This is a genomic window from Salipiger sp. H15, from assembly GCF_040409955.1.
Taxonomy (GTDB): Bacteria; Pseudomonadota; Alphaproteobacteria; order Rhodobacterales; family Rhodobacteraceae; genus Salipiger.
This window is the reverse complement of sequence record NZ_CP123384.1, coordinates 1,410,524-1,436,772: the sequence shown is the minus strand read 5'-3', so window position 1 is coordinate 1,436,772 and position 26,249 is coordinate 1,410,524. Positions and strand designations below refer to the sequence as shown.

The window sequence follows — 26,249 nt, the reverse complement described above, 5'->3', positions numbered from 1 at the left end:
GTCCACCCTTCCGATATGAGGCCCCCGCGACGCACGGAAGTGATCCGGCGTCCGGAGGCGTTGTCCCTGCCCTGATGCCCTCAGGGCGTCGAAATCAGCGCCGATCTAGCAGAGGGATGGGCACCTCGCAACATGCTAACGGCCATTTAACCATCTGCTGAGCGTGGGTTTTCCGGCTCCTGACCGGTGCCGCGCCGCATTGCGGCGGGCAGAGCTATGGAATGTCTCGCTTTTTCGTGAGCGATGGAAATAATGCCGCATGGGGGCGCGGTTTCTGATCACGCGTCACGCTAGCGCAAACGTATCTGTCAGGTCACAATCTTAGGGCGATATGCCGCCCGGGACCCGCCGAAACCGAATCTTTCCACCTCAAATCGGCCTTCAGACGGGCTTTGGCTCCTTGCTCGGCGCGGGGGTCAGCACCTCGAGCGGGCTGGGCAGGCGTACCCGCTCGCCGAGCCCCTTGCGCTGCGGCGGGTAGCGCTTCGAGGCGCGCACCATCAGCACCCCGCCGGCCATCACCGCCGGGACGGTGCGGCCGATCCGTTCCCAGACCGGGGCGGTCTTCATCCAGAAGCGCCGGGTCGAGGGCGGCTGGTAGAGCACCGAGGCGTTCGAGACCCGCAGGAAGTCATGCGCCCTCAGCTGCGCGTCGAGCTGGCTCAGCGAATAGGGCCGGCCCTGACCGAAGGGCGTGCTTTCCGACCGCGCCCAGAGCCCCGAGCGGTTGGGCACGATGAACAGCACCTCGCCGCCCGGACCCAGCGTGCGGTAGCACTCGTCGAGCAGCGCGGTGATGTTGTTGCAGGTCTCGAGCCCGTGCATGACCACCAGCCGGTCGAGGTGCCCGGTCTCCACCGGCCAGAGCATCTCCTCGGTCAGCACCGACACGTTCGGCATCCCGGCGGGCCAGCGCATCACCCCCTGCGGCGCGGGCATCAGCGCGATCACCCGCCGCGCCTGCGCGAGGTAGGGACGCAGCACCGGCACGGCAAAGCCGTAGCCCGCGACGTTCAGCCCCTGCGCCTCGGGCCAGAAGCGCAGCACCTGGTCGCGCAGGGCGCCACGCGCCGCGCGGCCAAGCGCGCTGCGATAATAGAAGTCGCGAAGCGCCTGCACATCCGGATGCATTGCGGCTCGTTGTCCCTTGCGTCACTCTTCGGAGTACTCTCGCGAGTCACTCTGTCAAAGCCTTGAAGGAAAAGCCATGCCCCTCGACATCGTCACGGTCCCCTGCCTGAGCGACAACTACGCCTACCTGGTCAAGGGCCCCGAGGGAGTGATCCTGATCGACGCGCCCGAGGCCGCGCCGATCGAGGCGGCGCTCGACGCGCGGGGCTGGTCGCTGGACACGATTCTGATCACCCACCACCACCACGACCACGTCGAGGGAATCGCGCCGCTGCGCGACCGCTACGGCTGCACCGTGATCGGACCGCGCGCCGAGGCCGCGAAGATCGACGGGCTCGACCAGCTTGTCGGCGGCGGCGACGAGTTCTCGGTGGGCGGGGTCGGCGTGCACGTGATCGACGTTCCGGGCCACACGCTGGGCCATATCGCCTTCTACATGCCGCAGGCGCAGGCGGTGTTCACCGCCGACAGCCTCATGGCGCTCGGCTGCGGAAGGCTGTTCGAAGGCGACGCCGAGATGATGTGGGCCTCGATGCAGAGGCTCATGGCGCTCCCCCCCGAGACGATCGTCTGCTCGGGCCACGAATACACTTCCGCCAACGCCCGATTTGCGCTTACTATTGAACCTGAGAACTCCGAGCTTAAATCTCGGAGTGACGCCATCGCCAAAGCCCGGACAGAGGGGCGACCCACCGCCTCCTGCGCGCTGTCCGAGGAACTGGCCACCAACCCTTTCCTGCGACCGGACTCCCCCGAGATCCGCGAGCGGCTCGGTTTGACCGAGGCGACCAACGCCGCTGTCTTCGCCGAAATCCGCGCCAGGAAAGACCGCTTCTAGGCCGCCGCTTTTCACGCCACGTTGCACGTCCCACGGCAAATGTGAGCGCCGCTATCCTAGAAAACACTTGAAGGATGGTCCTGATCGACCAAACTTTAACGGTAAGAGGCAATGTTGGGCCCGGGGCCCGACGCAGACAGGAAGGAGCACGCCGTGCCTTCATTCTCGAACACTCTTGAGCAGGCAATTCATTCGGCCCTGGCGCTGGCGAACTCCCGCAGCCACGAATTTGCGACTCTCGAGCACCTTCTCCTGGCCCTCATCGACGAACCCGACGCCGCTCGCGTTATGAAAGCCTGCTCGGTCGACACCGAGGAGCTGCGTACCACGCTCGTTGAATTCATCGACGAAGACCTTTCCAACCTCGTCACCGATGTCGAGGGGTCCGAGGCCGTGCCGACGGCCGCGTTCCAGCGCGTGATCCAGCGCGCGGCCATCCACGTCCAGAGCTCCGGCCGCACCGAGGTGACCGGGGCCAACGTGCTCGTCGCGATCTTCGCCGAGCGCGAGAGCAACGCCGCCTACTTCCTGCAAGAGCAGGACATGACCCGTTACGACGCAGTCAACTTCATTGCCCACGGCGTGGCGAAGAACCCCGCCTACGGCGAAAGCCGCCCGGTTACCGGCGCGCAGGAGTCGGAGGAAGAAACGAAAACCGAGAGCGCACAGGCCTCCGACAACAAGGAGTCGGCACTGGCCAAGTACTGCGTGGATCTCAACGCCAAGTCCCGCAAGGGCGACGTGGACCCGCTGATCGGCCGCGAGCACGAGGTGGAACGCTGCATCCAGGTGCTCTGCCGCCGCCGCAAGAACAACCCGCTGCTGGTGGGCGACCCCGGCGTCGGCAAGACCGCCATCGCCGAGGGGCTGGCGCGCAAGATTGTCAGCGGCGACACGCCCGAGGTGCTCTCGAACACCACCATCTACTCGCTCGACATGGGCGCCCTGCTTGCGGGCACCCGCTATCGCGGCGACTTCGAGGAGCGGCTGAAGGCCGTGGTGAACGAGCTCGAGGAACACCCCGACGCGGTGCTGTTCATCGACGAGATCCACACGGTGATCGGCGCGGGCGCGACCTCCGGTGGCGCCATGGATGCCTCGAACCTCCTGAAGCCCGCGCTTCAGGGCGGCAAGCTGCGCACCATGGGCTCCACCACCTACAAGGAGTTCCGCCAGCACTTCGAGAAGGACCGCGCGCTCAGCCGCCGGTTCCAGAAGATCGACGTGAACGAGCCTTCGGTCGAGGACGCGGTGAAGATCCTCAAGGGCCTCAAGCCCTATTTCGAGGAGCACCACTCGGTCAAATACACCCAGGACGCGATCAAGTCGGCGGTCGAGCTTTCGGCCCGCTACATCAATGACCGCAAGCTGCCCGACAAGGCCATCGACGTGATCGACGAGGCCGGCGCCGCGCAGCACCTGGTGGCCGAGAGCAAGCGCCGCAAGACCATCGGTGCCAAGGAGATCGAGGATGTCGTGGCGAAGATCGCCCGCATCCCCCCGAAGAACGTCAGCAAGAACGACGCCGAGCTCCTCAAGGATCTCGAGAACGCGCTCAAGCGCGTGGTCTTCGGCCAGGACGCCGCCATCGAGGCGCTGTCCTCGGCGATCAAGCTGGCCCGTGCCGGCCTGCGCGAGCCCGAGAAGCCGATCGGCAACTACCTCTTCGCCGGGCCGACGGGCGTCGGCAAGACCGAGGTGGCCAAGCAGCTCGCGTCGAGCCTCGGCGTGGAACTGCTGCGCTTCGACATGTCCGAGTACATGGAGAAGCACGCCGTCTCGCGCCTGATCGGTGCCCCGCCGGGCTACGTCGGCTTCGACCAGGGTGGCCAGCTCACCGACGGCGTGGACCAGCACCCGCATTGCGTGCTCCTGCTCGACGAGATCGAGAAGGCGCACCCGGATGTCTACAACATCCTGCTGCAGGTGATGGACCACGGCGCGCTGACCGACCACAACGGCCGGACCGTGGACTTCCGCAACGTGATCCTCATCATGACCTCCAACGCCGGTGCGGCGGAGCAGGCCAAGGCGGCGATCGGCTTCAACCGTGACCGCCGCGAGGGCGAGGACACCGCCGCCATCGAGCGGACCTTCACGCCGGAATTCCGCAACCGCCTGGACGCGGTGATCAGCTTCCAGCCGCTGCCGAAGGAGGTCATCCTCTCGGTCGTCGAGAAGTTCGTGCTGCAACTCGAGGCGCAGCTCATGGATCGCAACGTGTCGATCGAGCTCACCAAGCCGGCGGCCGAATGGCTGGCGGAAAAGGGCTACGACGACAAGATGGGCGCCCGCCCGCTGGGCCGCGTGATCCAGGAGAACATCAAGAAGCCGCTGGCCGAGGAACTGCTCTTCGGCAAGCTGGTGAAGGGTGGCCTCGTCAAGGTCACGGTGAAGGACGACAAGCTCGTGCTGAAGGCCGAGGGCCCGGACAAGCTCCGCCTCTCGTCGCGCAAGCCGCCGCTGCTCACCGCCGACTGATTGCGGTTCCGTAGAAAAAAGAAACCTCCCCGCCGGGCGACCGGCGGGGAGGTTTTCTTTTGCCCGAAGCGGCTGCGGCGGGGAGCCCCTGCGGAGCCCCCTGCCCTCACTTCTCGGTCAGCTTGAGCTCGATCCGGCGGTTCTGCGCCTTGGCTGCCTCGCTGCCGTCCGTGTTGATCGGCTGGAACTGCCCGAACCCGTTGGCCGAAAGGCGTTGCGGCGGGATGCCCTCGTGCTCGACCATGTAGCGCACCACCGAGAGCGCCCGCGCCTGGCTGAGCTCCCAGTTGTCGGCAAAGGGCGCACCCGGGCGCAGCGGCGTGTCGTCGGTGTGCCCGTCCACCCGCAGGATCCAGTTGATCCCCGGCGGGATGTCCCGCGCGATGTTGCGGATGATCCCCGCGATCTTGGAAATCTCCTGCTCGCCCACCACCGACAGCGTCGCGCCGCCCGGCGGGAACAGCACCTCGGAGGAGAAGACGAAGCGGTCGCCCTCGATCCGCACGCCCTCCTGCTGGCCCACGACCTCGCGCAGCCGGCCGAAGAACTCCGAGCGGTAGCGTTCCAGATCCTGCGCCTGCGCCTCGAGCCGCTTGCGCTCGGCCTCCTCGAGCTGCCGGCGTTTGCGCTCCTCGGCGGCGACGCGTGCCAGCGCGGCGTTGAGGTCGGACCCGAGGTTCTGGATCTGCACCTGCGCGTCGGCATCCTTCTCGCGACTGTCGTCGAGCAGCCCCTGCAGCTGCGACAGCTGCGTGCGCAGCGCCGCGACCTGCTGGTTCAGCAGTTCGGACTGCTTCTGCGCGGCGCTGGCGCGGGTGTCGCTGGCCTCCAGCTCCTTGCGCGCCTGCGCAAGAAGCGCCTGCTGGCGCTCGTCGTCGCTGAGGCCCTCGGCAAGCTTCGCCTCGGCCGCGGCCTTGGCGGCGAGCGCCGCTGCGAGCCGGTCGCGGACCTGGCTCGCGTCAAGCTCGACATCGCTCTGCGCCGCCAGCGCCTCGGCCAGCTTCACCTGCGCCGCGTCGCGTTCCTCGCGCGCGGTGGCAAGATCGCTGCGCAGGCTGGCAAGTTCTCCCTGCGCGGTGTCGCCGGTCTGCTGCGCCTGCGACAGCTCGCTTTCCAGCGCGACGATCCGCGCCTCGAGCTCGTTGCTGTTGTCGGCGGCGAGCGCCGCGGCCAGCCGGGCGTTCAGCTCGGACTCGCCCTCGCGCGCCGCGGCGAGCAGCGTCAGCGTGTCCTCGGCCTGCTTGCGCTGCTGTTCGAGCGACAGGGTCATCGCGGTCAACTCGGCCTGCGAGTCCTCGAGCCGCTTGCGCAGCGCGGCGGCGGCCTCGGATTCGGCCAGCCGGCGCTGTTCCTCGTCGGTGAGGTTCTGCTGCAGCGCGTCGACCTGCGCCGAGAGCCCGCCCAGCTGCGTCTCCTGCGCGGCGTTCTTGGCGCGCAGGTCGGCAAGCAGCGCCTCCATCGCCTCGCGCTTGGCGGCGTCGAGCCGCGCGGCCTCGGCCTGCGCGTCCACCTCGGACCGCACCGAGGCCAGCGCCGTCTCGAGCGCGTCGCGGGCCGAGGTCAGCTCGTCCTTCTCGGCATTGAGCGTGGTGATGGTCTGCTGCGCCCCGTCGCGCTCGGCGATGAGCGAGGCGACCTGCTCCTCGAACGAGGCGATGCGCCCCTGCTGCTCGTCGCGCTGCGTCGTGAGCGCGGCGATGATCGACTGCTGCTCGGCCAGCTGCGTGGCATTGTCCGAAAGCGTCGCCTCGAGCTCGCCGAGCTGGTTGGTCAGCGCGGTGTTCTTGCGCTCCTGCACTCCCAGCGCCTGCGCCAGCGCGGCCAGCTCGCCCGACAGGCTGTCGAGTTCCGTCTCCTGCCCGGTGATGGTCTCGCGCAGCACGAACTGGATCACCATGAAGATGGTGAGCACGAACATCAGCACCAGCAGCAGGCTGGTCATGGCGTCGACGAACCCGGGCCAGATATTGGCCTGAAGCCGGGCTCCGGTACGGCGCGAGAGGGCCATGGATCAGCCCTCGGATCCGCCGGAGCGCGCCGGGTTCGGACGCACCGCGCGCACCTGCGGCGGCTGCGGGCGCGCGATTTGCCCGATGACACGGGTCAGCGTCGCGAGGTCGGTGCGCAGCTCGGCCATGCTTTCCTGCCGGCCGGCGGCCACCTCCTCCAGCAGCCGCAGCATCTGCACGTCGATCGAGCGCAGCCGCATCCGGCTCTCGGCATCCAGCCCCTCGGCGGTCTCGCGGCTCTCGAGCACCTCGATCAGCCGCTCCTGCCCCTCGGCGATGCGCGCCAGCGAGTTGTTCGACGGCGCCGTCGCCTCGAGCCGCTCGGTCATCCGCTCGATGGAATCGGCCAGCTGGCCGAGCCGGCTCTCGATCTCCATCCGGCCCTGTTCGCTCTCGGCGTAAAGCGCGCTCATCCGCTCCATCTGCTCGGTCATCTGGTCGAGCACCATGCCGATCAGCGCCTCGTCGCCGCTGCCCTCGCCCTCGCCCGAGCTGAAGCTCAGCTTGGTGATCGAGCTCAGCCACTCCTCGAGCTCGCGGTAGAAGCGGTTCTGCCCGTGCCCGGCGAAGAGCTCCAGCAGCCCGACGATCAGCGAGCCGGCAAGGCCCAGCAGCGACGAGGCAAAGGCCACGCCCATGCCGCCGAGCTGCCCCTCGAGCCCCTGCATCAGGCGCGAGAAGGTCTGCACCCCGCTCTCGCCGTCCTTGGGCACGAGGCTGCGGATCGTGTCGACCAGCGCCGGCACGGTGGTCGCCAGCCCGTAGAAGGTGCCGAGCAGGCCGAGGAAGATCAGCAGCGAGACGATGTAGCGGGTGATCTCGCGCGCCTCGTCGATCCGCGTCGCCACCGAGTCGAGGATCGACCGCGTCGAGGTCGTGGTGATCTGCAGCCGCTTGTCATGCCGCCCGAGCAGCGCCGCGAGCGGGGCCAGCAGGCGCGGCGGGCGCGCGCCCGCGTCCCGGCCCGAGGCGAAGCCCTCGATCCAACGCACCGAGGTGATCAGCTGCGCCACCTGCAGGAAGCAGGCCAGCACGCCCAGCACGAAGACGAAGAGGATGAAGCCGTTCAGGTACGGGTTCGACTGGAACACCGGCATCACGCTGGGCAGCACGAGCACCGCCCCGGCGCCGCACAGGCCGAGCACCGCCAGCATCAGGGTGATCTGGCGGACCGGCTGGCTGAAATGGGCCTCTGCCTCGAGGTTGCGTCGGTCCATCTGGGACACCCGATTTTGGCAAAATTCTGTTTGGCAGCCTAAGACTTCGCCCCAGTCAAGCCAAGCCGTTATCCATCAGGCTGCGCACGCGGTCGGCCAACCAGTGCAGCTCCGCATCAGGAATGCCCAGATGTTCGAGATGCGACGCGGTGTTGTAGAGATATTCGCTGTTCGGCCCGCGTCCGCCGATCGCCTGCGCGATGATCCGCGCCTGCTCCTCGAGGTCGAGCCCGCCGCAATATTGCACGTGGTCCGGGTCGATGATGTAGGTCACCGCCTCGACCTCGCGCCCGTCCTGCAGCGTCAGCGGCAGCAGCGCCTCGTAATAGGCGGCCGAGACCAGTTCGCGCTCGCGCAGGTAGTCCAGCGTCGCGTCCTCGGAGCCCGGCTGCGCGCGCAGCGCCAGCCCGTCGCAGGCGGCGGCGTGCTCGGCGTCCAGCGCCAGCACCAGCCCCGGCGCATCCGGCGTGCCGCGGTGGTGGATCGAGCGCATGCAGAAGGAACGGCGGTATCCGGGCAGCGTGGCATGCACGCTCTCGGCGACGGGAAAGCCGGGATTCCAAAGAAGTGAGCCGTAGCCGAAGACCCAAAGCGCCATCATTCTGGTCCTTTCCGCATGGCGGCTGTAAACACCAATCCTGTCCGTCAGAAAAGGGGGCGAGTGGTGAAGAAGCTGTTCATTGCCGTGATCGTGGTCGCGCTGGCCTGGTCCGGCTTCTGGTTCGTCTCGGTGCATTTCGAGCGCAAGGCGATCGACGCCTGGATGGAGGCGCGCCGGGCCGAGGGCTGGACCGCAAGCTACGCGGATCTCTCGCTGCAGGGCTTCCCCAACCGCGTCGACGCGCGGCTGAGCGGGCTGCTGCTGGAAAGCCCCGAGGGGCTGCGCTGGGAGGCCCCCTTCGTCGACATCTACCGTCTGGTCTACAACTTCGGCCACGAGATCGTCGCCTTCCCGCCGCGGATGACGGTGACCACCGAGCTCGGGCCGACCGAGGTCGCCTCGGACGGGATGCGCGCCAGCTTCATCCACGAGGGCGACATCGTGGTGCGGGCCAATTTCGAGGCGCAGACGCTCAACCTCACCGGCGCCACCACCGCGGCGCTGGCCGGGCTCACCGCCGCGCTGACCCGCGACGAGGGCGAGGAGACCAGCTACCGCATCGCCGTCGGCGCCGACGCGATCGCCGGCTCGGGCGGGCGCGTGGCCGATGCCATCCGGCTCGACGCGGGCTTCGACACCGACCTGCCGCTGCGCGTCGGCCAGCAGGCCGGCCCGCACCCGCAGCCGCTGCGCGTCGAGCTGCACCTTGCCGAGTACAAGGTCGACGACCTGCAGCTGAAGGTCGCGGGCGACGTCGACGTGGAGGATGACGGCACGCTCGACGGCGAGGTGACGGTCAAGGCGGTGAACTGGCGCGAGATGATCGACATGGCCCGGCAGAGCGGCCAGCTTCCCGAAGGCATGGCGAGGGCGCTCGAGGACGGGCTCGGCCTCGTCGCCGGGCTCTCGGGCAACCGCGACACGCTCGACCTGCCGCTGACCATCGACGAGGGCGTGGCCCGGCTGGGTCCGATTCCGCTCGGCGAGGCGCCGCGCCTGCGCTTCCCCTGACCCGAAAGACCCCGGCCCGCGCCGCCACGCTTGCGCGGCGCGGCAAAGCCGGAAAGAGTGCGGTCATGACCGACGCACTCGCCGACCGCCTCGACACCCGCATCGAAGACAAGCGTGACGACCTGATCGCGCTGACGCAGGACCTCGTCCGCATCCCGACGCTGAACCCGCCGGGGCAATATTACCGCGACATCTGCGACCACCTCGAGCGCCGCCTCGCGGCGCGCGGCTTCACCTGCACGCTGGTGCGCGCGACCGGCGCCCCCGGCGACAGCGACCGCTACCCGCGCTGGAACCTCGTGGCGCGGCGCGAGGGCACGCGGCCGGGCGACTGCGTGCATTTCAACTCGCATCACGACGTGGTCGAGGTCGGCGCCGGCTGGACCCGCGATCCCTTCGGCGGCGCGCTCGAGGGCGACCGCATCTACGGCCGCGGCACCTGCGACATGAAGGGCGGGCTCGCCGCCTCGGTGATCGCCGTCGAGGCCTTCCTCGAGACCCACCCGGATTTCGCCGGCGCCGTCGAGATCAGCGCCACGGCGGACGAGGAATCCGGCGGCTACGGCGGCGTCGCGCACCTCGCGAAGGAGGGCTGGTTCAACCCCTCGCGCGTGCAGCACGTGATCATCCCCGAGCCGCTCGACAAGCACCGCATCTGCCTCGGTCACCGCGGCGGCTGGTGGGCCGAGATCGAGACCAAGGGCGAGATCGCCCATGGCTCCATGCCCTTTCTCGGCGACTGCGCGATCCGCCACATGGGCGCCGTGCTCGACGCCTTCGAGGAGACGCTCTTCCCGGCCATGGCCGCCCGCGTCACCGAGATGCCGGTGGTCCCCGAGGGCGCGCGCAACTCGACGATGAACATCAACTCGATCCACGGCGGACAGGACGAGCGGCACGAGGGCCTGCCCGCCCATTGCGTGCCCGACAGCTGCCGCGTCGTGATCGACCGGCGCTTCCTCATCGAGGAGACCGTCGAGGGGGTGAAGGACGAGGTCATCACCCTGCTCGAGGACCTCAAGGCCCGCCGCCCGAACTTCGACTACGAGATCCGCGAGCTCAACCGCGTCATCCCCTCGATGACCGAGAAAACCGCCCCGGTGGTCACCACCGTCGCCGCGGCGATCCGCGAGGTGCTGGGCACCGACGCGACCTACGTCGCCTCGCCCGGCAGCTACGACCAGAAGCACATCGACCGGATCGGCAAGCTCAGGAACTGCATCGCCTACGGGCCGGGCGTGCTGGAACTGGCGCACAAGCCCGACGAGTGGATCGGCGTCACCGACATGCTCGACAGCGCCCGCGTCATGGCCCGCAGCCTCGAGCGCCTGCTGCTGCGCTGAGCCCCCGGCGCCGCGCCGGCGGCACGCTCCGGCCTGCCTCCGGCGGGGATATTTGCAACATGCGGAAGATGCAGGATCGCCGCGCGCCACGGGACCGCGCCCTCCCCCTGCTTCCATATGTTCCAAATATCCCGGGGGTGCGGGGGCAGCGCCCCCGCCCTTTTCGAGCCTAACCCTAGCCGACCGCGATATTGTCGATCAGCCGCACCCCGCCCAGCCAGGCGGCGATCAGCAGCCGCGCCGGCCGGTCGAGCCGGGTCATCGGCGCCAGCCCGTCGGCGGCGCGCAGGTCGAGGTACTCGACCTCGGTGAACCCCGCCTCGTGCAGCGCCGCCCGCGCCTGCGCGGTGACCGGGCCGAAGCTCTCGTCGTCGCGCAGCCGCTCGGCCACCTGCCGCAGCACCCGGTGCAGCGCCGGCGCGGCGGCGCGCACGTCGGCGGGCAGCAGCACGTTGCGGGACGACAGCGCCAGCCCGTCGGCCTCGCGCACCGTGGCGCAGCCGATCACCTCGCAGGGGATGTCGAGATCGCGCGCCATGCGGGTCACCACCTGCAGCTGCTGGTAGTCCTTCTCGCCGAAATAGGCGCGGTCCGCCCCGGTCTGCAGGAAGAGCTTGCTGACCACCGTGGTCACCCCGTCGAAATGCCCCGGCCGGTGCGCGCCGCAGAGCCCCTCGGTCAGCCCGGCGACCGAGACCGTGGTGGCGAAGCCCTCGGGGTAGATCTCCGCGGGGCCCGGCACGTAGATCGCATCCACTCCGAAGGGCGCGAGCTTCTCGGCATCGGCCAGCTCGGTGCGCGGGTAGTTCTCGAGGTCGGCGGCATTGTTGAACTGCTTGGGGTTGACGAAGATCGTGACGATCACCCGGTCGCAGCCGGCCTTGGCCGCCTCGACAAGGCTGAGGTGCCCGGCGTGCAGCGCGCCCATGGTGGGCACGACGCCGATGCTTTCGCCGGCGGCCTTCCAGCCGAGCACCGCCGCGCGCAGCGCCGCCTTGGTTCGCAGGAGGGGAGCGGTCATGTCTTCTTCTCCGGAGCTTCCTCGGCAAAGACGTGCTCGGGGCCGGGGAACTCCCGGGCGCGCACCTCCGCCGCGTATTCCTCGATCGCCGCCTCGGCCTGGTGGCCAAGCGCGGCGTAGCGTTTCACGAATTTCGGGCTGAAGGCGGTGAACGCCCCCAGCATGTCGTCGACCACGAGGATCTGCCCGTCGCAGCCGGCCGAGGCGCCGATGCCGATGGTCGGGATCGGCAGCTCGGCGGTCACCCGGTCGGCCAGCGCCGCCGGCACCTTCTCGAGCACCACGGCGAAGGCCCCGGCCCCGGCCACCGCGCGGGCGTCGGCGCGCAGCGCCTCGGCGGCGGCGCCGCGGCCCTGCACCTTGTAGCCGCCGAGCGTGTGGATCGACTGCGGCGTCAGCCCGACATGGCCCATCACCGGGATGCCGCGCTGCACGAGGAAGCGGATGGTCTCCTCCATGGTCACGCCGCCCTCGAGCTTGACCGCCGCGGCGCCGGTCTCGGCCATGATCCGCGCGGCGTTGCGGAAGGCCTGCTGCGGGCCCTCCTCGTAGCTGCCGAAGGGCAGGTCGACGACCATCATCGCCTTCGAGAGGCCGCGCCGCACCGCCTGCCCGTGCAGGATCATCATCTCCATGGTGACGCCGAGGGTCGAGGGCAGCCCGTGCAGCACCATGCCGACGGAATCGCCGACCAGCACGAAGTCGCAATGGCCGTCCATCGCCTGCGCCATCGGGGTCGTGTAGGCGGTGAGGCTGACCAGCGGCACGCCGCCCTTGCGGGCGCGGATGTCCTCGGGAAGCGGGGCGCTCTTGCGGGCCGTGGCGCTCATGGGCGTCTCCTCTCGTCCTGGGCTGCTCGTCAAAGCTGGCGCGGTTTAGCAGCCCCGCCCCTTTCAATCCAGCCTGCAAACCGTGTCGCCGCTTGCACAATCGGGGGATTTGCGCGCAGTCTTGCCGCAACATCCGCTCGTCCGGCCCCGAAACAGGAGTTGCCTTTCCGATGACCCGCCCGATGACCCGCTTCAGCCTTTCCCTCGCCGCGCTGCTGCTCGGCTCCGCCGCCGCCTTCGCGCAGCAGGACGACCTGATCATCGCGCTGCAGCTCGAGCCGCCGCATCTCGATCCCACCTCGGCCGCGGCCGGGGCGATCGACTCGGTGCTCTACACCAACGTCTTCGAGGGGCTGACGAAATTCGCCGAGGACGGCTCGATCCACCCGGGCCTCGCCGAGAGCTGGGACATTTCCGAGGACGGCACCAGCTACACCTTCCACCTGCACGAGGGGGTGACCTTCCACGACGGCACCGCGATGGACGCCGAGGACGTGAAGTTCAGCCTCGACCGCGCCCGCGCCGAGGACAGCCAGAACGCCCAGAAGGCGCTCTTTGCCGGGATCGAGGAAGTCACCGTGGTCGATCCGCTGACCGTGCAGGTGACGCTCAAGGCCCCCGACGGCGCGTTCCTCTTCAACATGGCCTGGGGCGACGCGGTGATCGTCGCGCCCGAGAGCATCGAGGGCATCAAGTCCCACCCGGTCGGCACCGGGCCCTTCGCCTTCACCAGCTGGACGCAGGGCGACAGCATCAGCCTCGACCGCAATGACGCCTACTGGGGCGAGGCGCCGAAGCTCGGCCACGTGACCTTCCGCTTCATCTCGGACCCGACCGCCGCCTTCGCAGCGATGATGGCGCAGGACATCGACGCCTATGCCGGCTTCCCGGCGCCGGAGAACCTGCCGCAGTTCGAGGCCGATCCGCGCTTCCAGGTGCTGGTGGGCTCGACCGAGGGCGAGACGATCCTCGCGATGAACAACGGCATCGAGCCCTTCGACGATCCGCAGGTGCGCGAGGCGGTGGCCCATGCCATCGACCGGCAGGCGATCATCGACGGCGCCATGTTCGGGCTCGGCACGCCGATCGGCACGCATTTCGCGCCGCACAACCCCGATTACGTCGACCTGACCGAGCTGTCGGACTACGACCCCGAGAAGTCGAAGACGCTGCTCGCCGACGCGGGCTTCCCCGACGGCTTCACCACCACGCTGAAGCTGCCGCCGCCCTCCTACGCCCGCCGCGGCGGCGAGATCATCGCCGCGCAGCTGCGCGCCGTCGGCATCCAGACCGAGATCACCAACCTCGAATGGGCGCAGTGGCTCGAGGAAGTGTTCCGCGGCAAGGACTTCGGCCTGACCATCGTCAGCCATACCGAGCCGATGGACATCAACATCTATGCCCGGCCGGACTATTACTTCCAGTACGACAACCCGGCCTTCCAGGAGCTGATGGCGCAGCTCACCGCCACCACCGACCCGGCGGCGCGCTCGGAGCTGCTGAAGCAGGCGCAGCGGATCATCGCCGAGGACCACGTCAACGCCTTCCTCTTCCAGCTGGCCTTCCCGACCGTCGCCGATGCCCGGCTGCACGGGCTGTGGAAGAACCAGCCGACGCAGGCCACCGATCTGACCGGCGTCTACTGGGACCAGTGACCCCGTCCGGCGGCGGCGCCGCCGGAACGGCAGGAGGCGGGGGCGCTGCCCCCGCACCCCCGGGATACTTGGAACATATGGAAGCAGGGCGCGCGCCCCGGCGGCGCGTCAGGCGACCAGCCGCTCGGCCTTCTTCAGATCCACCGACACCAGCTGGCTGACACCCTGCTCCTGCATGGTGACGCCGAAGAGCCGGTCCATCCGGCTCATCGTCACCGCGTGGTGGGTGATGATCAGGAAGCGCGTCTCGGTGCGGCGGCACATCTCGTCGAGCAGGTCGCAGAAGCGCGTCACGTTGGCATCGTCGAGCGGCGCGTCGACCTCGTCGAGCACGCAGATCGGCGCCGGGTTGGCGAGGAAGACCGCGAAGATCAGCGCCAGCGCGGTCAGCGTCTGCTCGCCGCCCGAGAGCAGCGACAGCGTCGAGAGCTTCTTGCCCGGCGGCTGGCACATGATCTCGAGCCCGGCCTCGAGCGGGTCGTCGCTCTCGACCATGACGAGGTTGGCCTCGCCGCCGTTGAAGAGATGGGTGAAGAGCAGGCGGAAGTTGGCGTTCACCTGGTCGAAGGCGGTGAGCAGCCGCTCGCGCCCCTCGCGGTTCAGCGACGAGATGCCCGCGCGCAGGGTGCGCACCGCCTCCTCGAGATCGGTCTTCTCCTGCGCCAGCGTGTCATGCTCGGTGCGCACCTCGCGGGCGTCCTCCTCGGCGCGCAGGTTGACCGCGCCGAGCGCGTCGCGCTGGCGCTTGAGCCGGTTCACGTCGGCCTCGATCGCCTCGGAGGCGGGCATGGCGGCGGGGGACACGTCGAGCCGCGCCAGCAGCTTCTCGGGGGTGGTCTCCTGCTCGTCCTCGATGCGCTCGGCGGCGGCCGCCACGGTCTCGCGCGCGGCCTCGACCCGGGCCTCAGCGCCGGCGCGGGCCTCGCGCGCCTCGGAGGCGGCGCGTTCCGCGTCGCGCTCGGCGGCGATGGCGGCGCGCATGGCGCTTTCCGCGGCCGAGAGCATGTCGGCGGCGGCGGCGCGGCGCTCGCCGGCCTCCTCGAGCGAGCGGGCGAGGTCGTCGCGCCTGCCGGCCAGCTCGTCCGGCACGGCGCGGGCCTCGGCCAGCTCGCGCTCGTGCACCGCCTTGCGCTCGGAAAGCTCGGCGCTGCGCTTCTCGGCGGTCTCGAGCCTGTGGCGCCAGCCCGAGAGCTCCTTGGTCACGGTCTGCTGCCGGCCCTTGCGGGCCTCGCCCTCGCGGCGCAGCTCGTCATGCGCCGAGCGGCGGGTCATCATCGTCATGCGCGCCGCCTCGACCGTCATCCGCACGTCCTCGGCCAGCGCCCGGGCGCTTTCGAGATCGCCCAGCTCCGACAGCGCCCGCTCGGCCTCGAGCACCTGCCTCCGCGCCACCTCGGCCTCGCCCTCGTGGCGGCTCACCGCCAGCCCGAGGCTTTCCAGACGACTCTCGGCCATGCTGCGCTCGCTCTCGGCGCGGTTGAAGGCGCGCATCGCCTCGTTGACCTCGCGGTCGGCCTCGCGCCGGGTCTCGCGCGCCACCTTGTCGGCGCGGGTGAGATCGGCGAGCCGCGCCACCAGCGCGTCATGCGAGACGCGCAGCGCCTCGGCGCGGGCCTCGGTCCGGGCCATCTCGGCCTTCAGCACCTCGAGCCGGTTGAGCTGCTCGAGCCGCAGCGCGGCGGCCGAGGGCGCATCCCCGGCCGAGGCGCGGAACCCGTCCCAGCGCCAGAGGTCGCCCTCGCGGCTGACGAGGCGCTGGCCGGGCTTCAGCAGCGGCTGCAACCGCGCACCCTCGGCCGCGGCGACAAGGCCGATCTGGCTCATCCGGCGCATCAGCACGCCGGGCACGGTGACGTGCTGCGACAGCGGCTCGGCCCCTTCGGGCAGCATCTGCTGGCTCTCGTAGCGCGGCAGCAGCGCCCAGCCCGACGCGGTGCCCGCGCCCACCTCGGGCGCGCGCAGATCGTCGGCGAGCGCGGCGCCGAGCGCCTTCTCGAAGCCCGGGGCCACCTGCAGCCGGTCGAGGATCTGCCCGCCCTCGGCGGTGTCGCGCTCCAGCAGCCGGGTCAGCGCGCCGACCTCGGCGCGCAGCGCGCTGGTCTCGCCCTCGGCCTCCGACCGTTCGGCGCGGGCCTCGGCCTCGCGCGACTGGCAGTCGGTGCGCGCCTCGTCGGCCTGCGCCAGCAGCTCCTCGGCGCGGGCGGCCATGGCCTGCGCCGCCTCGGAGCGCTGCTGCGCCTCCTCCATCGCACCGGTCGCCCCGGCGAGCGTGCCGCGCGCCGCGGCCACCGCCTCGCGCGCCCGGTCCGCCTCGCCCTCGTGGCGCAGGAGCGCCTTGCGCAGGTCGGCAAGGTAGCGGTGCGCCGACTGGTGCCGGGCCGCGAGCCGCGCCACGTCCTCGGTCTGCTGGGTCAGCGCCGCCTCGCGGTCCTGCAGCACGGCCGAGGCCTCGGAGGCGGCGTCGGCGGCATCCGCGAGCCGGTCGTCATGACCCTCGGCGGCCTTGGCCAGCTCGCGCGCCTCCCATTCGAGCTGGGCGATGGTCTCGCCCGCGTCGCGGTTGAGCGCGCCCTCGCGCTCGATGTCATGGGCGATCTGCTCGATGCGGCGGGCGAGCGTCGTGATCGTGTCCTGCGCGCGGGCCTCCTGCTCGACCAGCGCGTCGCGCTGCACGGCAAGCCGCTGCAGGATGGCCGCGGCGATGGCCTCCTCCTCGCGCAGCGGCGGCAGCGCCTCGTCGCGCTCGGCGCGGGCGCGCTCGGCGGCGCGGGCGGCGCTCTCGGCCTGCGCGGCGGCGGTGACGAGGCCGCGCAGCACGGCCTCGGCGGCCTGCCGGGCCTCCTCGGCCTCCATCCAGCGGCGGTAGAGCAGCAGCCCCTCGGCCTGGCGCAGCTCGGCGCCGATGGCGCGGTAGCGCTGCGCCTGCCGGGCCTGCCGGTCGAGCTGGGTCATCTGCGCCGCGAGCTGCTCGATCACGTCGTCGACGCGCAGCAGGTTGGCCTCGGTGTTGTTCAGCTTCAGCTCCGCCTCGTGGCGGCGCTGGTAAAGTCCCGAGATGCCCGCGGCCTCCTCGAGGATGCGGCGGCGGTTCTGCGGCTTGGCGTTGATCAGCTCGGAAATCTGCCCCTGCCGCACCAGCGCGGGCGAATGCGCGCCGGTCGAGGCATCGGCGAAGAGCATCTGCACGTCGCGCGCCCGCACGTCCTTGGAGTTCACCTTGTAGGCCGAGCCGACGTCGCGGGTGATCCGGCGGACGATCTCGAGCTGGTCCTGGTCGTTGAACCCGGCGGGGGCGAGCCGGTCGCCGTTGTCGATGGTCAGCGACACCTCGGCGAAGTTGCGGGCGGGGCGCGAATGGGCGCCGGCGAAGATCACGTCTTCCATGCCCGCGCCGCGCATCGCCTTGGCGCGGTTCTCGCCCATCACCCAGCGCAGCGCCTCGAGCAGGTTCGACTTGCCGCAGCCGTTCGGCCCGACAACCCCGGTCAGACCGTCCGCGATGACGAGATCGGTAGGGTCGACGAAGCTCTTGAAGCCCGTCAATCGAAGCCGTGTGAACTGCACTGACCTGTCCTGATTCCGAAGTTAACCCCGAATTTGCCGCCCCGCCCGGACCCAAGTCAAACGCTTTGCCCCGGATGTGGCGGGCGCTTGCCAGTTGTCCACAAGATATTGCGGTCGGCGCGCCAGATTTGTGGGTTGACCGTGGCGCAGGCCCGGCCAATATCGCACCCCATGCCCGGAGGAAAGCTTTGATGTCGGTGACCATTCGTCCAGTCTCTCCCCGCGATCCGCGCGCCGAGGCGCTGCTGCTGGCCAGCCACGCGCTGATGGAGTCGCTCTTCCCGCCGGAGGAGAATTACTTCCTCGACATCGACGCGCTCTGCGCACCCGGGATCACGCTTTTCGGCGCCGAGGAGAACGGCGTGCTGCTCGCCTGCGCCGCCATCGCGCGCAAGGAGGGCTACGCCGAGGTGAAGTCGATGTTCGTCAGCCCTGAGGCGCGCGGGCTCGGCCTTGCCCGCCGGATGCTGGCGCATCTCGAGGCGGTGGCGCGCGAGGAAGCCATCCCGCTGCTGCGGCTCGAGACCGGCGACAAGCTGCCCGCGGCGGTCGCGCTCTACGAGAGCACCGGCTTCACCGCGCGCGGCCCCTTCGGCGCCTATGTCGAGAACAGCTCGAGCCTCTTCTACGAAAAGCCGCTCTGACCGGCTCAGCCGCAGTCGCCCTGTCCCGCCGCCGAGAGGATGTCGCAGGCGACGTGGCGGCCGCGCGGCATCTTCGGCACCGGCTGGCCGGGGCAGGCAAGGCCCAGTTCCAGCATCGACGGATCGCCGACCACCCAGCGCGGCTCGCAGCCGGACTTGCGCGCCACGGCGATCTCGGCCAGCCGCGCCACCCGCGCGAAGTCCGGGCGCAGCATCGGGCTTGTCCGCACCGCCTCCGCCCGGTCCGGCCCCAGCCGCAGCACGAAGCGGACACCCTCGACCTCGGCCGTGACGGGGCGCAACACGCCATAGCCCGGCCCGGCCACCTGCCCGGCGCAGCCGCTCAGCCCGCATCCGGTCAGCACGAGCACGCCGAGAAACTGGCCCAGGGCGGGAAGGATCGCGGAAGGCCGCGCGCCGCTTGGTGAGTTCATGCGCAAAGCTTTGTGAGAATGTATTAAACTTTCGCTAACAACCCCCGCAGCGGGTTGCCATCACCGCTTCCCCGACGTCAACTGAGGCAAGGGACGGCACCAGCCGCCCCCTTCCTGCGCCCTGAAACGGAGCCAGAACGATGCACGGTGGTCCCGACTCCCCCCTCCCCGGCAAGAAATGGGGGTGGATGCTCGCCCTCGGGATCATCCTGATCCTCGGCGGCATCGGCGCCTTCGTCCATCCCTTCGCCGCCTCGATGACCGTGCTCACCATCTCGGCCATTGCCTTCGTCATCGCCGGCGCGCTGCAGCTCTGGATCGCCTTCAACGCCCATGCCAGCACCGGCGCGCGGCTCTCCGAGGCGGTGCTCGGCCTGCTGGTGCTGGCCTTCGGGGTCTTCCTGCTGGCCAACCCCGAACGCGGGCTGGTCTCGCTCACCTGGCTGATCGCCGCCTTTTTCCTCGCCCTCGGCGTGGTGCGGATCGCCATCGGCCTGTCGATGCGCCAGCGCTCGGGCTGGGGCTGGCTGGTCTTCGCGGGGCTGGTCTCGGTGGTGCTGGGGGTGATGATCATGGCCACCCTGCCCGGCTCGGCCATGGGGCTGCTGGGCATCTTCCTCGCCATCGACCTGCTGAGCTCGGGCATCGGCGCGACGCTCATCGCGCTGCACATGCGCCGCCACTAGCGGCGGGCGCGGCTCAGAAGTCGACGTCGACCCCCGGCAGGTTCAGCGCCGACACGAGCTCGCGCAGCTCCTGCCGCGCCGCGACGTTCGAGATGTTGAGGTTGCCCACCCCGATGTCCTTGAGGTCGAGCAGGGTCAGCCCGCGCGGGAAGAGCTCGCGGAAGATCACCCGCTCGTTGAAGCCGGGCGCGATGCGGAAGCCGATGCGCTTCGACAGCTTGATCAGCGCCTTCTCCATCTTCATCTTGTTGACCATGTTCTGCGCCCCGAGCCGGTTGCGCAGCACCACCCAGTCGATCGGCTGCAGCCCGGCCTGCGCGCGCAGCTGGCGGGCGTTCCAGACCATCTCGGAATAGACAGACGGGCCGAGGATCTTCTCGCCGTCGGTATCCACATGGGCCAGCAGGTCGAAGTCGATGAAGCTGTCGTTGAGCGGGGTGATCAGCGTGTCGGCCAGCGAATGCGCCACCTGGCTCAGGCGGGTGTGCGAGCCGGGGCAGTCGATCAGCACGAAGTCGCAGTCGGTCTCGAGCTGCGCCACGGCCTTCGACAGGCGGTGGTCGAAGGCGTTCTCGCCCGGCGCCAGCGCCTCGGGCTGGACCTCGGGCAGGTCGAGGTAAAGCGGGATCGGCAGGTCGAGCCCCTCGCGCGCGCAGAAGGCCCGGCGGTTCTCGATGTAGCGCCCGACGGAACGCTGCCGCAGGTCGAGGTCCAGGGTGCCGGTGCGGTGCCCCATGCGCGCCAGCGCGGTTGCCACGTGCATCGAGACGGTGGACTTCCCCGCCCCACCCTTCTCGTTTCCTACGACGATGATATGTGCCACGCTGTCCCCTCGAGCTTCCGCCCACATGTTTGGCTGTGCTTGCGGTAGGCACACAGTATATGGGGTCTACTTCAAGGAAAAGACTTCTGAGCCCCCTGCGACCCAAGCTTTCGCGGTTTGATGCATGCGGGGCGCGCCGGAAAAGCAAAAGCCCGGCCATGGGCCGGGCTCTGCAAGTCCGTCGCTTCGGAAGGATCAGTGCAGCTTGGCACCGACTTCCTTGATCGAGGCGTCCACGAGGGCCGCCTTGTCCTTGGCACCGAGCTTCTGCGCGATCACGTCGCGGGCAGCGGCAACGGCCACGGTGATTGCGCGGTCGCGCACTTCCCGGACGGCCGAGCTTTCGGCGGACTTGATCTGCTCTTCGGCAGCCGCGATGCGGCGCGCGATCGAGGCGTCGAGGTCCTTGCGGGCCTGGTCCGCGGCGCTTTCGGCGTCGATCTTGGCCTGGGCCACGATCTTGTCCGCCTGCTCCTGCACCTCACGCTGCTTGCGCTCGTAGGAGGCCAGCAGGGTCTGTGCTTCCTCGCGCAGGGCGCGGGCTTCTTCGAGCTCGTTGCGGATGCCTTCGGCACGGCGGTCGAGCTGGCTGCCCAGCATCTTCGGCACCTTGAAGTACACGAGGATGGCGAGGAACAGCAGGAAGCCCAGCAGCACGACGAAGTCGGTGTTGCGGAGCGAGAAGAACGGGCCGGAGGCGGCCAGCGCGGGGCTGGCCAGCAGGGTTCCGAGCGCGCTCAGGGTCATGAGTTTGCGCATGGGATCAGCCTTTCATCCGGTTGGCCACGGCCGCGTCGATCGCGGCGCGGTCTGCAGAGGTGCCGAGGGCAGCCACGATGGCTTCCGCGGTATCCTTTGCAACGGCCTCGACGCTTTCCACGGCAGAGGCGCGGATCTCGGCGAGGACCTTTTCGGACTCGGCAGCTTTCTCGGCGATCTTGGCGTCAGCCTCGGCCGTGGCGGCGTCGAGCTTGGCCTTGATCTCGTCGCGGGTCTTCTGCGCGATGGCCTGTGCCTCGGTACGGGCATCGGCAAGCGCCTTCTCGTAGGCCGCTTCCGCGTCCTTCGCCTGGCGCTTCAGTTCTTCCGCGGCGGAGATGTCGTTCGTGATGGTGCCCTGACGCTCGGCCAGGACGGATGCGATCCGCGGCAGAGCGATGCGCGACAGCACGAAGAAGATCACCACCAGAGTGATGATGAGCCAGAAGATCTGGTTCGGAATCCACTCGCCGCAAAGCTGCGGCATCCCGATGGCGGAGCCATGGGCGTCGACGCAGACACCGGCCAGTTCTTCCGTGATGGGTTCGACCGCCATGTCGTCCTCCGTCGGAACGTTGTCTCTACTTGGGGCGGCCCGTCAAAGACGGTGCCGCCCCCGCGTAAGGATAAGGTCCCGAAGGATTAGACGGCGAACATCAGCAGCAGAGCGACGAGGAACGAGAAGATCCCCAGTGCTTCTGCGAATGCGATGCCGATGAAGAGGGTGGCGGTCTGCGATGCAGCTGCCGACGGGTTGCGCAGTGCGCCGCCCAGGAAGTTTGCAGCAACGTTGCCAACGCCGAGGGCTGCGAGGCCCGAACCCAGGCCTGCGAGGCCGGCGCCGATGAACTGACCGAGGTTTGCGATATCGCCTTCCATTTGAGTCTCTCCTTACGATGGAATTGGATTAGGGGGTTGTCCGGACCGTCCTGCCCTCAGTGGGCAGGGTGCAGCGCGTCCTTGAGGTACACGCAGGTCAGGATGGTGAACACGTAGGCCTGGATGAAGGCCACCAGAACTTCGAGCCCGTAGATCGCGGTGATCGCGACGATCGACACCGGCGAGACGACGGCCAGCGCGGCGAAGCCAGCGAAGACCTTCATCACGGCGTGACCGGCCATCACGTTGCCAGCAAGACGGATCGAGTGGCTGACCGGGCGGACGAAGTAGGAAATGATCTCGATCACGGCGAGGATCGGGCGCAGCGCCAGCGGCGCCGAGGTCACCCAGAACAGGCCGAGGAAGTGCACGCCGTTCTTCACGAAGCCGAGGATCGTCACGCCGAGGAACACGCAGAGCGCCAGCACCCAGGTCACCGCGATGTGCGAGGTGGTGGTGAAGCTCATCGGAATGAGGCCGAGGAAGTTCGAGAAGACGATGAACATGAACAGCGTCATGATGTAGGGGAAGTACTTCAGGCCGTCCTTGCCGGTGACGTCTTCCACCATCTTGTAGATGAAGCCGTAGGCCAGTTCGGCGACCGACTGGCTGCGCGAGGGGATGATCGCGCGGCGCGAGGTGCCGATGACCATGACGCCGATGATCGCGAGGATGCAGATGAACATCCAGAGCGTCACGTTGGTGATGGTGAACATGCCCACGCCGCCGTCTCCGAAGAGCGGCTTGATCATGAACTGGTCCATCGGGTGGAAGGAGAGGCCGGTCCCGGCCGCATGTTCCACCGTTTCCACACCGTGAGCCGCTTCAGTCGCCATCGCCGCGATCCCTCTTCTCGTCATCTCCGGGCTTGCCGGAGGATTGTCCCTCTCCGGCTGGGCCGGAAGCTTGTTTCGCCTGGATCTCGGCGGCGGTCCGCAACATCACGCGGATGCCCGCCACGAGGCCCAGCAATGTGAACAGCACCATGAACCACGGCATGGTCCCCAGGAGGATGTCCAGTCCGTAGCCGATGCCGAAGCCGATCCCGAGACCGGCCACCATTTCCGTCACCATCCGCCAGGCGATGTTGGCCTGGGAATAGTGTTCCTCCTGGTGCGACTTCCGGGTTTCCCGGGCAGCCTTGGCCGCCGCGATCTTCGCCTCCAGCGCGTCGAGTTGCCGCTTCGGATCGGGATCGCCCACCGTTTCGCTCCATTCGGACGTTCGAGGAGTTGCTATGCGCAGGGGGGCTCTGAGTCAACCCGCCGTGAACGCCTGTAACAGCGGTCTAACCCATTGTTTTCGCTTATCCAGTCGACGAAGCCGCAGCGCAGCATCGCGCCGCTAGCGCCAACATGGGGCGAAATCCATATTCAACCCCGGGGTTGACTATGCCCGGCCCGCCGTCACGGCGCGGCTTGACGCCCCGCCCCGCTCCGGCACTTATGAGCCCATGCAACCCGATCTCGACACCGTCTTTTCCGCCCTGGCCGACCCCACGCGGCGGCGCATCCTCGCCATGCTGCTCGAGGATGACATGGCGGTGACCGATGTCGCCGAGCCCTTCGAGATGTCGCTGGCGGCGATCTCCAAGCACCTCGCCCTGCTCGCCACCGCCGGGCTGATCAGCCAGGAAAAGCGCGGCCGGGTGAAATGGTGCAAGCTCGAGCCCGACGCGCTGCGCGAGGCCTCGGTCTGGATGCAGGGCTTCGGGCAGTTCGAGCCGATCAACCTCGACGCCTTCGAGCGCTTCCTGCAGACCGAGCTGGCCCCCGACGCGCCCGCCCGCGAAGACCAGGCCTGACGGCTAATTCCCTCCAAGGAATTTGCAGCTCTCTTCCAAGAGAGTTGCCCTCCCCTACCCGTCCCGCAACAGCAGCAGCAGCGCCACCACCGACAGCGCCACGCCGACGAGCACCAGCGCCGGCGGCGCGGCGCGCCCCAGCGCGATCTCCCACAGGATCACCCAGCTCGGGATGAGGTAGGTATAGGCCATGACCTTGGCGCTCGGCAGGCGCATCGCCGCGAACTGGATGAGCGCCGTGCTGAGCGCCGTCGCCGCCACCGTGGTATAGAGGATGGTGACCCAGACGATGCCGGGCAGCGCGCGCCAGTCGGTGGCGACGATGTCGCGCCAGCCCCAGAGGATCAGCACCAGCGTGCCCGCCACCATGGTGCCCAGCGTGAAGACCAGCGCCGGCTCGCCGCGATTGAGCCGCGGCACCATCGGCGCGTAGATCGCGTGGGCGGCGCAGCCGACGAGGAAGATCATCTCGCCGCGCCCCGGCGAGAAGCGCAGCAGCGCCCCGAGGTCGGCGCGGAAGATCACCCAGAGCGCCCCGAGCCCGCCGATCGCCAGCGCCAGCGCGATGCGCCGGCTCATCCGCTGGCGCATCAGCAGCCAGCCGAAGCCCGCCGCCATCACCGGGGTGAGGGTGAAGACCGCCGACATGCTGACCGGCTCCGCGGTCCTCAGCCCCTCGAACATCAGCACGAAGTAGACCGACATCAGCCCGCCGATCAGCAGGTAGCGCCACGGCGCGGCCAGCGCCCGGCGCGGAATGCCGCCGCGCGCCAGGACGACCGCGGCAAGCGCCGCCGTGGCCAGCAGGAAGCGCGCCGCGTTCAGCGCGGCGGGGGCGATGTGCGGCGCCGCCATCGATCCCAGCGAGAAGGAGCCCGCGACGAAGGCCGAGAAGGCCAGCATCGCGAGATGGCCGCGGCCGGACTCGGTCGATGTCACGCCAGGTCCTGCTCCGCGGCATAGGACTTCAGGTGCTTGAGGAAGGCCTGCACCTTCGGCGTGCGGTGCAGGTCGACGTGGGTCACCAGCCACAGCGGCGAGGACCAGTCCTCCTGCGGCGGCAGCACCTGCACCAGCTCGGGATCGGATTCGCCCTCGGTCACCGACATGAAGCCCATGCCCGCCCCGGCGCGGATCGCCTGCAGCTGCACCCGGTCGTCCGAGGTGCGGAAGACGATGCGCTCCTGCGGCACGTTGGCCTTCATCCAGCGGTTCGAGGGCGCGCGCGAGTCGAGATCCTCGAAGCCGACGAAGTCATGCGTCGCCAGCTCCGGCACGCCCTTCGGCATCCCCTTCCGGGCGATGTAGGACTTCGCGGCGTAAAGCGCGACCGACTGGCGGTCGAAGGGCTGCACCACGTTGTCCGGCTCCTGCGGCGCGGCCCCGGCGCGCAGCGCCACATGCGCCTCGCCATATTCCAGCCGGAACAGCCGCGCGCCGGTGAGATAGCGCACCGTCACCTCGGGATAGGCCTCGCGGAACGAGGTCAGCGCGCCGATCATCAGGGTCGAGAAATTCACCAGCGAGGTGACGAGAAGCTCGCCCGAGACCGCCTCGCCCCGGCCCTTGATCCGGCCGACGAGCTGCTGGAACTGGTCATCGGTGCATTGCGCCACCCGCGACAGGTCGCTGCCCGCCTCGGTCGGCGTGTAGCCGCGCGCGTGGCGCTGGAACAGCTTCACCCCGAGTCGCGCCTCGAGCGCGTCGATGTGCCGGATCACCGTGGCATGGTGCACGCCCAGAACCTCGGCGGCGCCGCTGACGGTTCCCAGCCGCGCCACGTGATAGGCGGTGCGAATCTCGTCCCAGTTGTCCATCGGCCTCTCCTGCGTCCGGGCTCAAACTCCGGGCCAGAAAGCGCGAAGACGCCGGGGAATGCAAGCTCTTGCGCCCCGCTTGCCCCGGGCCCTGCCCGAGGCGCCGCCCGGAACCGCCGCCTGGAACCGCCACCCGGAAAAGACGAACGCCCGGCCTAGGCCGGGCGTTGATCAAGCTGCGCCTTGGCGCAGACCTCTGTCCGAGTGGATCAGTCGGAGCTGTCCGAGCTCGAATCGTCGTCGTCCGACGCGGCCGCGATCAGCGCGAGCGCTGCGAGGCCACCGGCCACTGCCAGGGCTGCGCCGCTGGACGGGGTGGCAACCGGAACCACTGCATAGGGGTCATCTTCTTCGACGGTTGCTTCGAGCGAACCTGCGAATGCTGCCGATGCACTGACCATCGAGACAATGGCGACGGAAGCAAAGAGATCTTTGATTTTCATATTCGCACCTATCAAATGAGCGTCTTCAGTCTCTGACATAGCGTCATTCCGGCCATCGGGCCAGAATTAAATGAGAAAATACGCTACTTCCGCGTGCATCAAGCGGATCTGTGCCCAAATTGCAAACACATCGGGCGCTGCCGCAGCGTCCCGCCCCCGACCATTGCCCGCTCGGCCCCCGCTCAACCTCCGCGCGCGCCCGTCCCGGCCCCCGCGTTCCGCCCGTTTCCGCACCGATTCCGGCCCGAACTTGACTCCC

Annotated in this window: 25 protein-coding genes; 8 read left to right on the top strand and 17 right to left on the bottom strand. The window is 69.1% G+C overall.

Annotated features, from left to right (window positions below):
* Positions 1 to 381: 381 nt before the first annotated feature.
* Positions 382 to 1,131 carry a methyltransferase domain-containing protein gene (locus PVT71_RS07005; RefSeq protein ID WP_353473788.1) on the bottom strand — a complete coding sequence of 250 codons (750 nt, stop codon included), beginning with the start codon at positions 1,129 to 1,131 and terminating at the stop codon, positions 382 to 384.
* A 76-nt stretch (positions 1,132 to 1,207) separates the two neighbouring features.
* Here PVT71_RS07005 and gloB point away from each other — a divergent pair, with 76 nt between their 5' ends.
* Together gloB and clpA are read left to right on the top strand one after the other, a co-directional pair.
* Positions 1,208 to 1,969: a hydroxyacylglutathione hydrolase gene (gene gloB, locus PVT71_RS07000; RefSeq protein WP_353473787.1), complete on the top strand. Its 762-nt coding sequence runs from the start codon at positions 1,208 to 1,210 to the stop codon at positions 1,967 to 1,969.
* Positions 1,970 to 2,122: 153 nt separating this feature from the next.
* On the top strand, positions 2,123 to 4,450 hold the full coding sequence (gene clpA, locus PVT71_RS06995) for an ATP-dependent Clp protease ATP-binding subunit ClpA (RefSeq protein WP_353473786.1): 2,328 nt from the start codon (positions 2,123 to 2,125) through the stop codon (positions 4,448 to 4,450).
* A gap of 106 nt (positions 4,451 to 4,556) precedes the next feature.
* Here the strand turns inward: clpA and PVT71_RS06990 are convergent, their stop codons facing one another.
* The 3 genes from PVT71_RS06990 to PVT71_RS06980 are packed head-to-tail and all read right to left on the bottom strand — an operon-like array spanning position 4,557 to position 8,274.
* A complete protein-coding gene (locus PVT71_RS06990; RefSeq protein WP_353473785.1) occupies positions 4,557 to 6,458 on the bottom strand; it encodes a peptidoglycan -binding protein in 1,902 nt (633 codons plus the stop codon).
* 3 nt (positions 6,459 to 6,461) lie between these two features.
* Positions 6,462 to 7,676: a biopolymer transporter ExbB gene (locus tag PVT71_RS06985; protein WP_353473784.1), complete on the bottom strand. Its 1,215-nt coding sequence runs from the start codon at positions 7,674 to 7,676 to the stop codon at positions 6,462 to 6,464.
* 55 nt (positions 7,677 to 7,731) lie between these two features.
* Positions 7,732 to 8,274, bottom strand: coding sequence for a gamma-glutamylcyclotransferase (locus tag PVT71_RS06980; protein WP_353473850.1), 543 nt, complete (start codon positions 8,272 to 8,274; stop codon positions 7,732 to 7,734).
* A gap of 66 nt (positions 8,275 to 8,340) precedes the next feature.
* Between PVT71_RS06980 and PVT71_RS06975 the strand changes: the two genes are divergently transcribed.
* Positions 8,341 to 9,288: a DUF2125 domain-containing protein gene (locus PVT71_RS06975; protein WP_353473783.1), complete on the top strand. Its 948-nt coding sequence runs from the start codon at positions 8,341 to 8,343 to the stop codon at positions 9,286 to 9,288.
* Positions 9,289 to 9,353: 65 nt separating this feature from the next.
* Positions 9,354 to 10,631: an acetylornithine deacetylase/succinyl-diaminopimelate desuccinylase family protein gene (locus tag PVT71_RS06970; RefSeq protein ID WP_353473782.1), complete on the top strand. Its 1,278-nt coding sequence runs from the start codon at positions 9,354 to 9,356 to the stop codon at positions 10,629 to 10,631.
* 175 nt (positions 10,632 to 10,806) lie between these two features.
* Here the strand turns inward: PVT71_RS06970 and panC are convergent, their stop codons facing one another.
* Both panC and panB read right to left on the bottom strand, forming a co-directional pair.
* Complete coding sequence (gene panC / locus PVT71_RS06965) at positions 10,807 to 11,652, bottom strand: pantoate--beta-alanine ligase (RefSeq protein ID WP_353473781.1); 846 nt, start codon at positions 11,650 to 11,652, stop codon at positions 10,807 to 10,809.
* A complete protein-coding gene (panB, locus tag PVT71_RS06960; protein ID WP_353473780.1) occupies positions 11,649 to 12,482 on the bottom strand; it encodes a 3-methyl-2-oxobutanoate hydroxymethyltransferase in 834 nt (277 codons plus the stop codon). The genes panC and panB overlap by 4 nt, the downstream gene beginning before the upstream one ends.
* 170 nt (positions 12,483 to 12,652) lie before the next feature.
* Between panB and PVT71_RS06955 the strand changes: the two genes are divergently transcribed.
* Positions 12,653 to 14,137 (top strand): ABC transporter substrate-binding protein, encoded by a 1,485-nt coding sequence (locus PVT71_RS06955; RefSeq protein ID WP_353473779.1) that lies wholly within the window; start codon positions 12,653 to 12,655, stop codon positions 14,135 to 14,137.
* Between the two features lie 108 nt (positions 14,138 to 14,245).
* Here PVT71_RS06955 and smc read toward each other — a convergent pair whose 3' ends face one another.
* Positions 14,246 to 17,701 carry a chromosome segregation protein SMC gene (gene smc, locus PVT71_RS06950; protein WP_353473778.1) on the bottom strand — a complete coding sequence of 1,152 codons (3,456 nt, stop codon included), beginning with the start codon at positions 17,699 to 17,701 and terminating at the stop codon, positions 14,246 to 14,248.
* A gap of 191 nt (positions 17,702 to 17,892) precedes the next feature.
* Here smc and PVT71_RS06945 point away from each other — a divergent pair, with 191 nt between their 5' ends.
* Positions 17,893 to 18,345 carry a GNAT family N-acetyltransferase gene (locus PVT71_RS06945; protein WP_353473777.1) on the top strand — a complete coding sequence of 151 codons (453 nt, stop codon included), beginning with the start codon at positions 17,893 to 17,895 and terminating at the stop codon, positions 18,343 to 18,345.
* Between the two features lie 5 nt (positions 18,346 to 18,350).
* Here the strand turns inward: PVT71_RS06945 and PVT71_RS06940 are convergent, their stop codons facing one another.
* A complete protein-coding gene (locus tag PVT71_RS06940) occupies positions 18,351 to 18,779 on the bottom strand; it encodes a hypothetical protein (RefSeq protein ID WP_353473776.1) in 429 nt (142 codons plus the stop codon).
* Positions 18,780 to 18,967: 188 nt separating this feature from the next.
* On the opposite strand from PVT71_RS06940, the gene PVT71_RS06935 reads away from it, so the two are divergent.
* Complete coding sequence (locus PVT71_RS06935; RefSeq protein WP_353473775.1) at positions 18,968 to 19,465, top strand: DUF308 domain-containing protein; 498 nt, start codon at positions 18,968 to 18,970, stop codon at positions 19,463 to 19,465.
* Between the two features lie 13 nt (positions 19,466 to 19,478).
* On the opposite strand, the gene PVT71_RS06930 is transcribed toward PVT71_RS06935, so the two are convergent.
* From PVT71_RS06930 to PVT71_RS06905, 6 genes are all read right to left on the bottom strand, one after another.
* On the bottom strand, positions 19,479 to 20,288 hold the full coding sequence (locus tag PVT71_RS06930) for a division plane positioning ATPase MipZ (protein ID WP_353473774.1): 810 nt from the start codon (positions 20,286 to 20,288) through the stop codon (positions 19,479 to 19,481).
* Between the two features lie 195 nt (positions 20,289 to 20,483).
* Positions 20,484 to 21,047, bottom strand: a complete 564-nt coding sequence (locus tag PVT71_RS06925) for a F0F1 ATP synthase subunit B (RefSeq protein ID WP_353473773.1) — start codon at positions 21,045 to 21,047, stop codon at positions 20,484 to 20,486.
* Between the two features lie 4 nt (positions 21,048 to 21,051).
* Positions 21,052 to 21,603: a F0F1 ATP synthase subunit B' gene (locus PVT71_RS06920; RefSeq protein WP_353473772.1), complete on the bottom strand. Its 552-nt coding sequence runs from the start codon at positions 21,601 to 21,603 to the stop codon at positions 21,052 to 21,054.
* 86 nt (positions 21,604 to 21,689) lie between these two features.
* Positions 21,690 to 21,926 (bottom strand): F0F1 ATP synthase subunit C, encoded by a 237-nt coding sequence (locus tag PVT71_RS06915; protein WP_092427884.1) that lies wholly within the window; start codon positions 21,924 to 21,926, stop codon positions 21,690 to 21,692.
* A gap of 56 nt (positions 21,927 to 21,982) precedes the next feature.
* Positions 21,983 to 22,762, bottom strand: coding sequence for a F0F1 ATP synthase subunit A (locus PVT71_RS06910; RefSeq protein ID WP_353473771.1), 780 nt, complete (start codon positions 22,760 to 22,762; stop codon positions 21,983 to 21,985).
* A complete protein-coding gene (locus PVT71_RS06905) occupies positions 22,752 to 23,129 on the bottom strand; it encodes an AtpZ/AtpI family protein (protein WP_353473770.1) in 378 nt (125 codons plus the stop codon). The genes PVT71_RS06910 and PVT71_RS06905 overlap by 11 nt, the downstream gene beginning before the upstream one ends.
* Before the next feature lie 250 nt (positions 23,130 to 23,379).
* Here PVT71_RS06905 and PVT71_RS06900 point away from each other — a divergent pair, with 250 nt between their 5' ends.
* Positions 23,380 to 23,730, top strand: coding sequence for a metalloregulator ArsR/SmtB family transcription factor (locus tag PVT71_RS06900; RefSeq protein ID WP_353473769.1), 351 nt, complete (start codon positions 23,380 to 23,382; stop codon positions 23,728 to 23,730).
* A 54-nt stretch (positions 23,731 to 23,784) separates the two neighbouring features.
* Here PVT71_RS06900 and PVT71_RS06895 read toward each other — a convergent pair whose 3' ends face one another.
* The 3 genes from PVT71_RS06895 to PVT71_RS06885 form a co-directional block, all read right to left on the bottom strand.
* Positions 23,785 to 24,633: a DMT family transporter gene (locus PVT71_RS06895; protein WP_353473849.1), complete on the bottom strand. Its 849-nt coding sequence runs from the start codon at positions 24,631 to 24,633 to the stop codon at positions 23,785 to 23,787.
* A 32-nt stretch (positions 24,634 to 24,665) separates the two neighbouring features.
* Positions 24,666 to 25,547 carry a LysR family transcriptional regulator gene (locus tag PVT71_RS06890; protein ID WP_353473768.1) on the bottom strand — a complete coding sequence of 294 codons (882 nt, stop codon included), beginning with the start codon at positions 25,545 to 25,547 and terminating at the stop codon, positions 24,666 to 24,668.
* Between the two features lie 209 nt (positions 25,548 to 25,756).
* Positions 25,757 to 25,990 carry a hypothetical protein gene (locus PVT71_RS06885; protein ID WP_353473766.1) on the bottom strand — a complete coding sequence of 78 codons (234 nt, stop codon included), beginning with the start codon at positions 25,988 to 25,990 and terminating at the stop codon, positions 25,757 to 25,759.
* Between the last annotated feature and the right edge of the window lie 259 nt (positions 25,991 to 26,249).

Excerpts from the sequence above, each read along its gene's own strand:
- PVT71_RS06895 (WP_353473849.1), bottom strand. The coding sequence starts at position 24,633 with ATGCTGGCCTTCTCGGCCTTCGTCGCGGGCTCCTTCTCGCTGGGATCG.
- PVT71_RS06935 (WP_353473775.1), top strand. The coding sequence starts at position 18,968 with ATGCTCGCCCTCGGGATCATCCTGATCCTCGGCGGCATCGGCGCCTTC.
- PVT71_RS06945 (WP_353473777.1), top strand. The coding sequence starts at position 17,893 with ATGTCGGTGACCATTCGTCCAGTCTCTCCCCGCGATCCGCGCGCCGAG.
- PVT71_RS06955 (WP_353473779.1), top strand. The coding sequence starts at position 12,653 with ATGACCCGCCCGATGACCCGCTTCAGCCTTTCCCTCGCCGCGCTGCTG.
- panC (WP_353473781.1), bottom strand. The coding sequence starts at position 11,652 with ATGACCGCTCCCCTCCTGCGAACCAAGGCGGCGCTGCGCGCGGCGGTG.
- PVT71_RS06885 (WP_353473766.1), bottom strand. The coding sequence starts at position 25,990 with ATGAAAATCAAAGATCTCTTTGCTTCCGTCGCCATTGTCTCGATGGTC.
- PVT71_RS06915 (WP_092427884.1), bottom strand. The coding sequence starts at position 21,926 with ATGGAAGGCGATATCGCAAACCTCGGTCAGTTCATCGGCGCCGGCCTC.
- PVT71_RS06890 (WP_353473768.1), bottom strand. The coding sequence starts at position 25,547 with ATGGACAACTGGGACGAGATTCGCACCGCCTATCACGTGGCGCGGCTG.
- PVT71_RS06910 (WP_353473771.1), bottom strand. The coding sequence starts at position 22,762 with ATGGCGACTGAAGCGGCTCACGGTGTGGAAACGGTGGAACATGCGGCC.
- PVT71_RS06920 (WP_353473772.1), bottom strand. The coding sequence starts at position 21,603 with ATGGCGGTCGAACCCATCACGGAAGAACTGGCCGGTGTCTGCGTCGAC.
- PVT71_RS06940 (WP_353473776.1), bottom strand. The coding sequence starts at position 18,779 with ATGAACTCACCAAGCGGCGCGCGGCCTTCCGCGATCCTTCCCGCCCTG.
- gloB (WP_353473787.1), top strand. The coding sequence starts at position 1,208 with ATGCCCCTCGACATCGTCACGGTCCCCTGCCTGAGCGACAACTACGCC.
- PVT71_RS07005 (WP_353473788.1), bottom strand. The coding sequence starts at position 1,131 with ATGCATCCGGATGTGCAGGCGCTTCGCGACTTCTATTATCGCAGCGCG.
- panB (WP_353473780.1), bottom strand. The coding sequence starts at position 12,482 with ATGAGCGCCACGGCCCGCAAGAGCGCCCCGCTTCCCGAGGACATCCGC.
- PVT71_RS06990 (WP_353473785.1), bottom strand. The coding sequence starts at position 6,458 with ATGGCCCTCTCGCGCCGTACCGGAGCCCGGCTTCAGGCCAATATCTGG.
- PVT71_RS06980 (WP_353473850.1), bottom strand. The coding sequence starts at position 8,274 with ATGGCGCTTTGGGTCTTCGGCTACGGCTCACTTCTTTGGAATCCCGGC.
- PVT71_RS06925 (WP_353473773.1), bottom strand. The coding sequence starts at position 21,047 with ATGCGCAAACTCATGACCCTGAGCGCGCTCGGAACCCTGCTGGCCAGC.
- PVT71_RS06900 (WP_353473769.1), top strand. The coding sequence starts at position 23,380 with ATGCAACCCGATCTCGACACCGTCTTTTCCGCCCTGGCCGACCCCACG.
- PVT71_RS06970 (WP_353473782.1), top strand. The coding sequence starts at position 9,354 with ATGACCGACGCACTCGCCGACCGCCTCGACACCCGCATCGAAGACAAG.
- PVT71_RS06985 (WP_353473784.1), bottom strand. The coding sequence starts at position 7,676 with ATGGACCGACGCAACCTCGAGGCAGAGGCCCATTTCAGCCAGCCGGTC.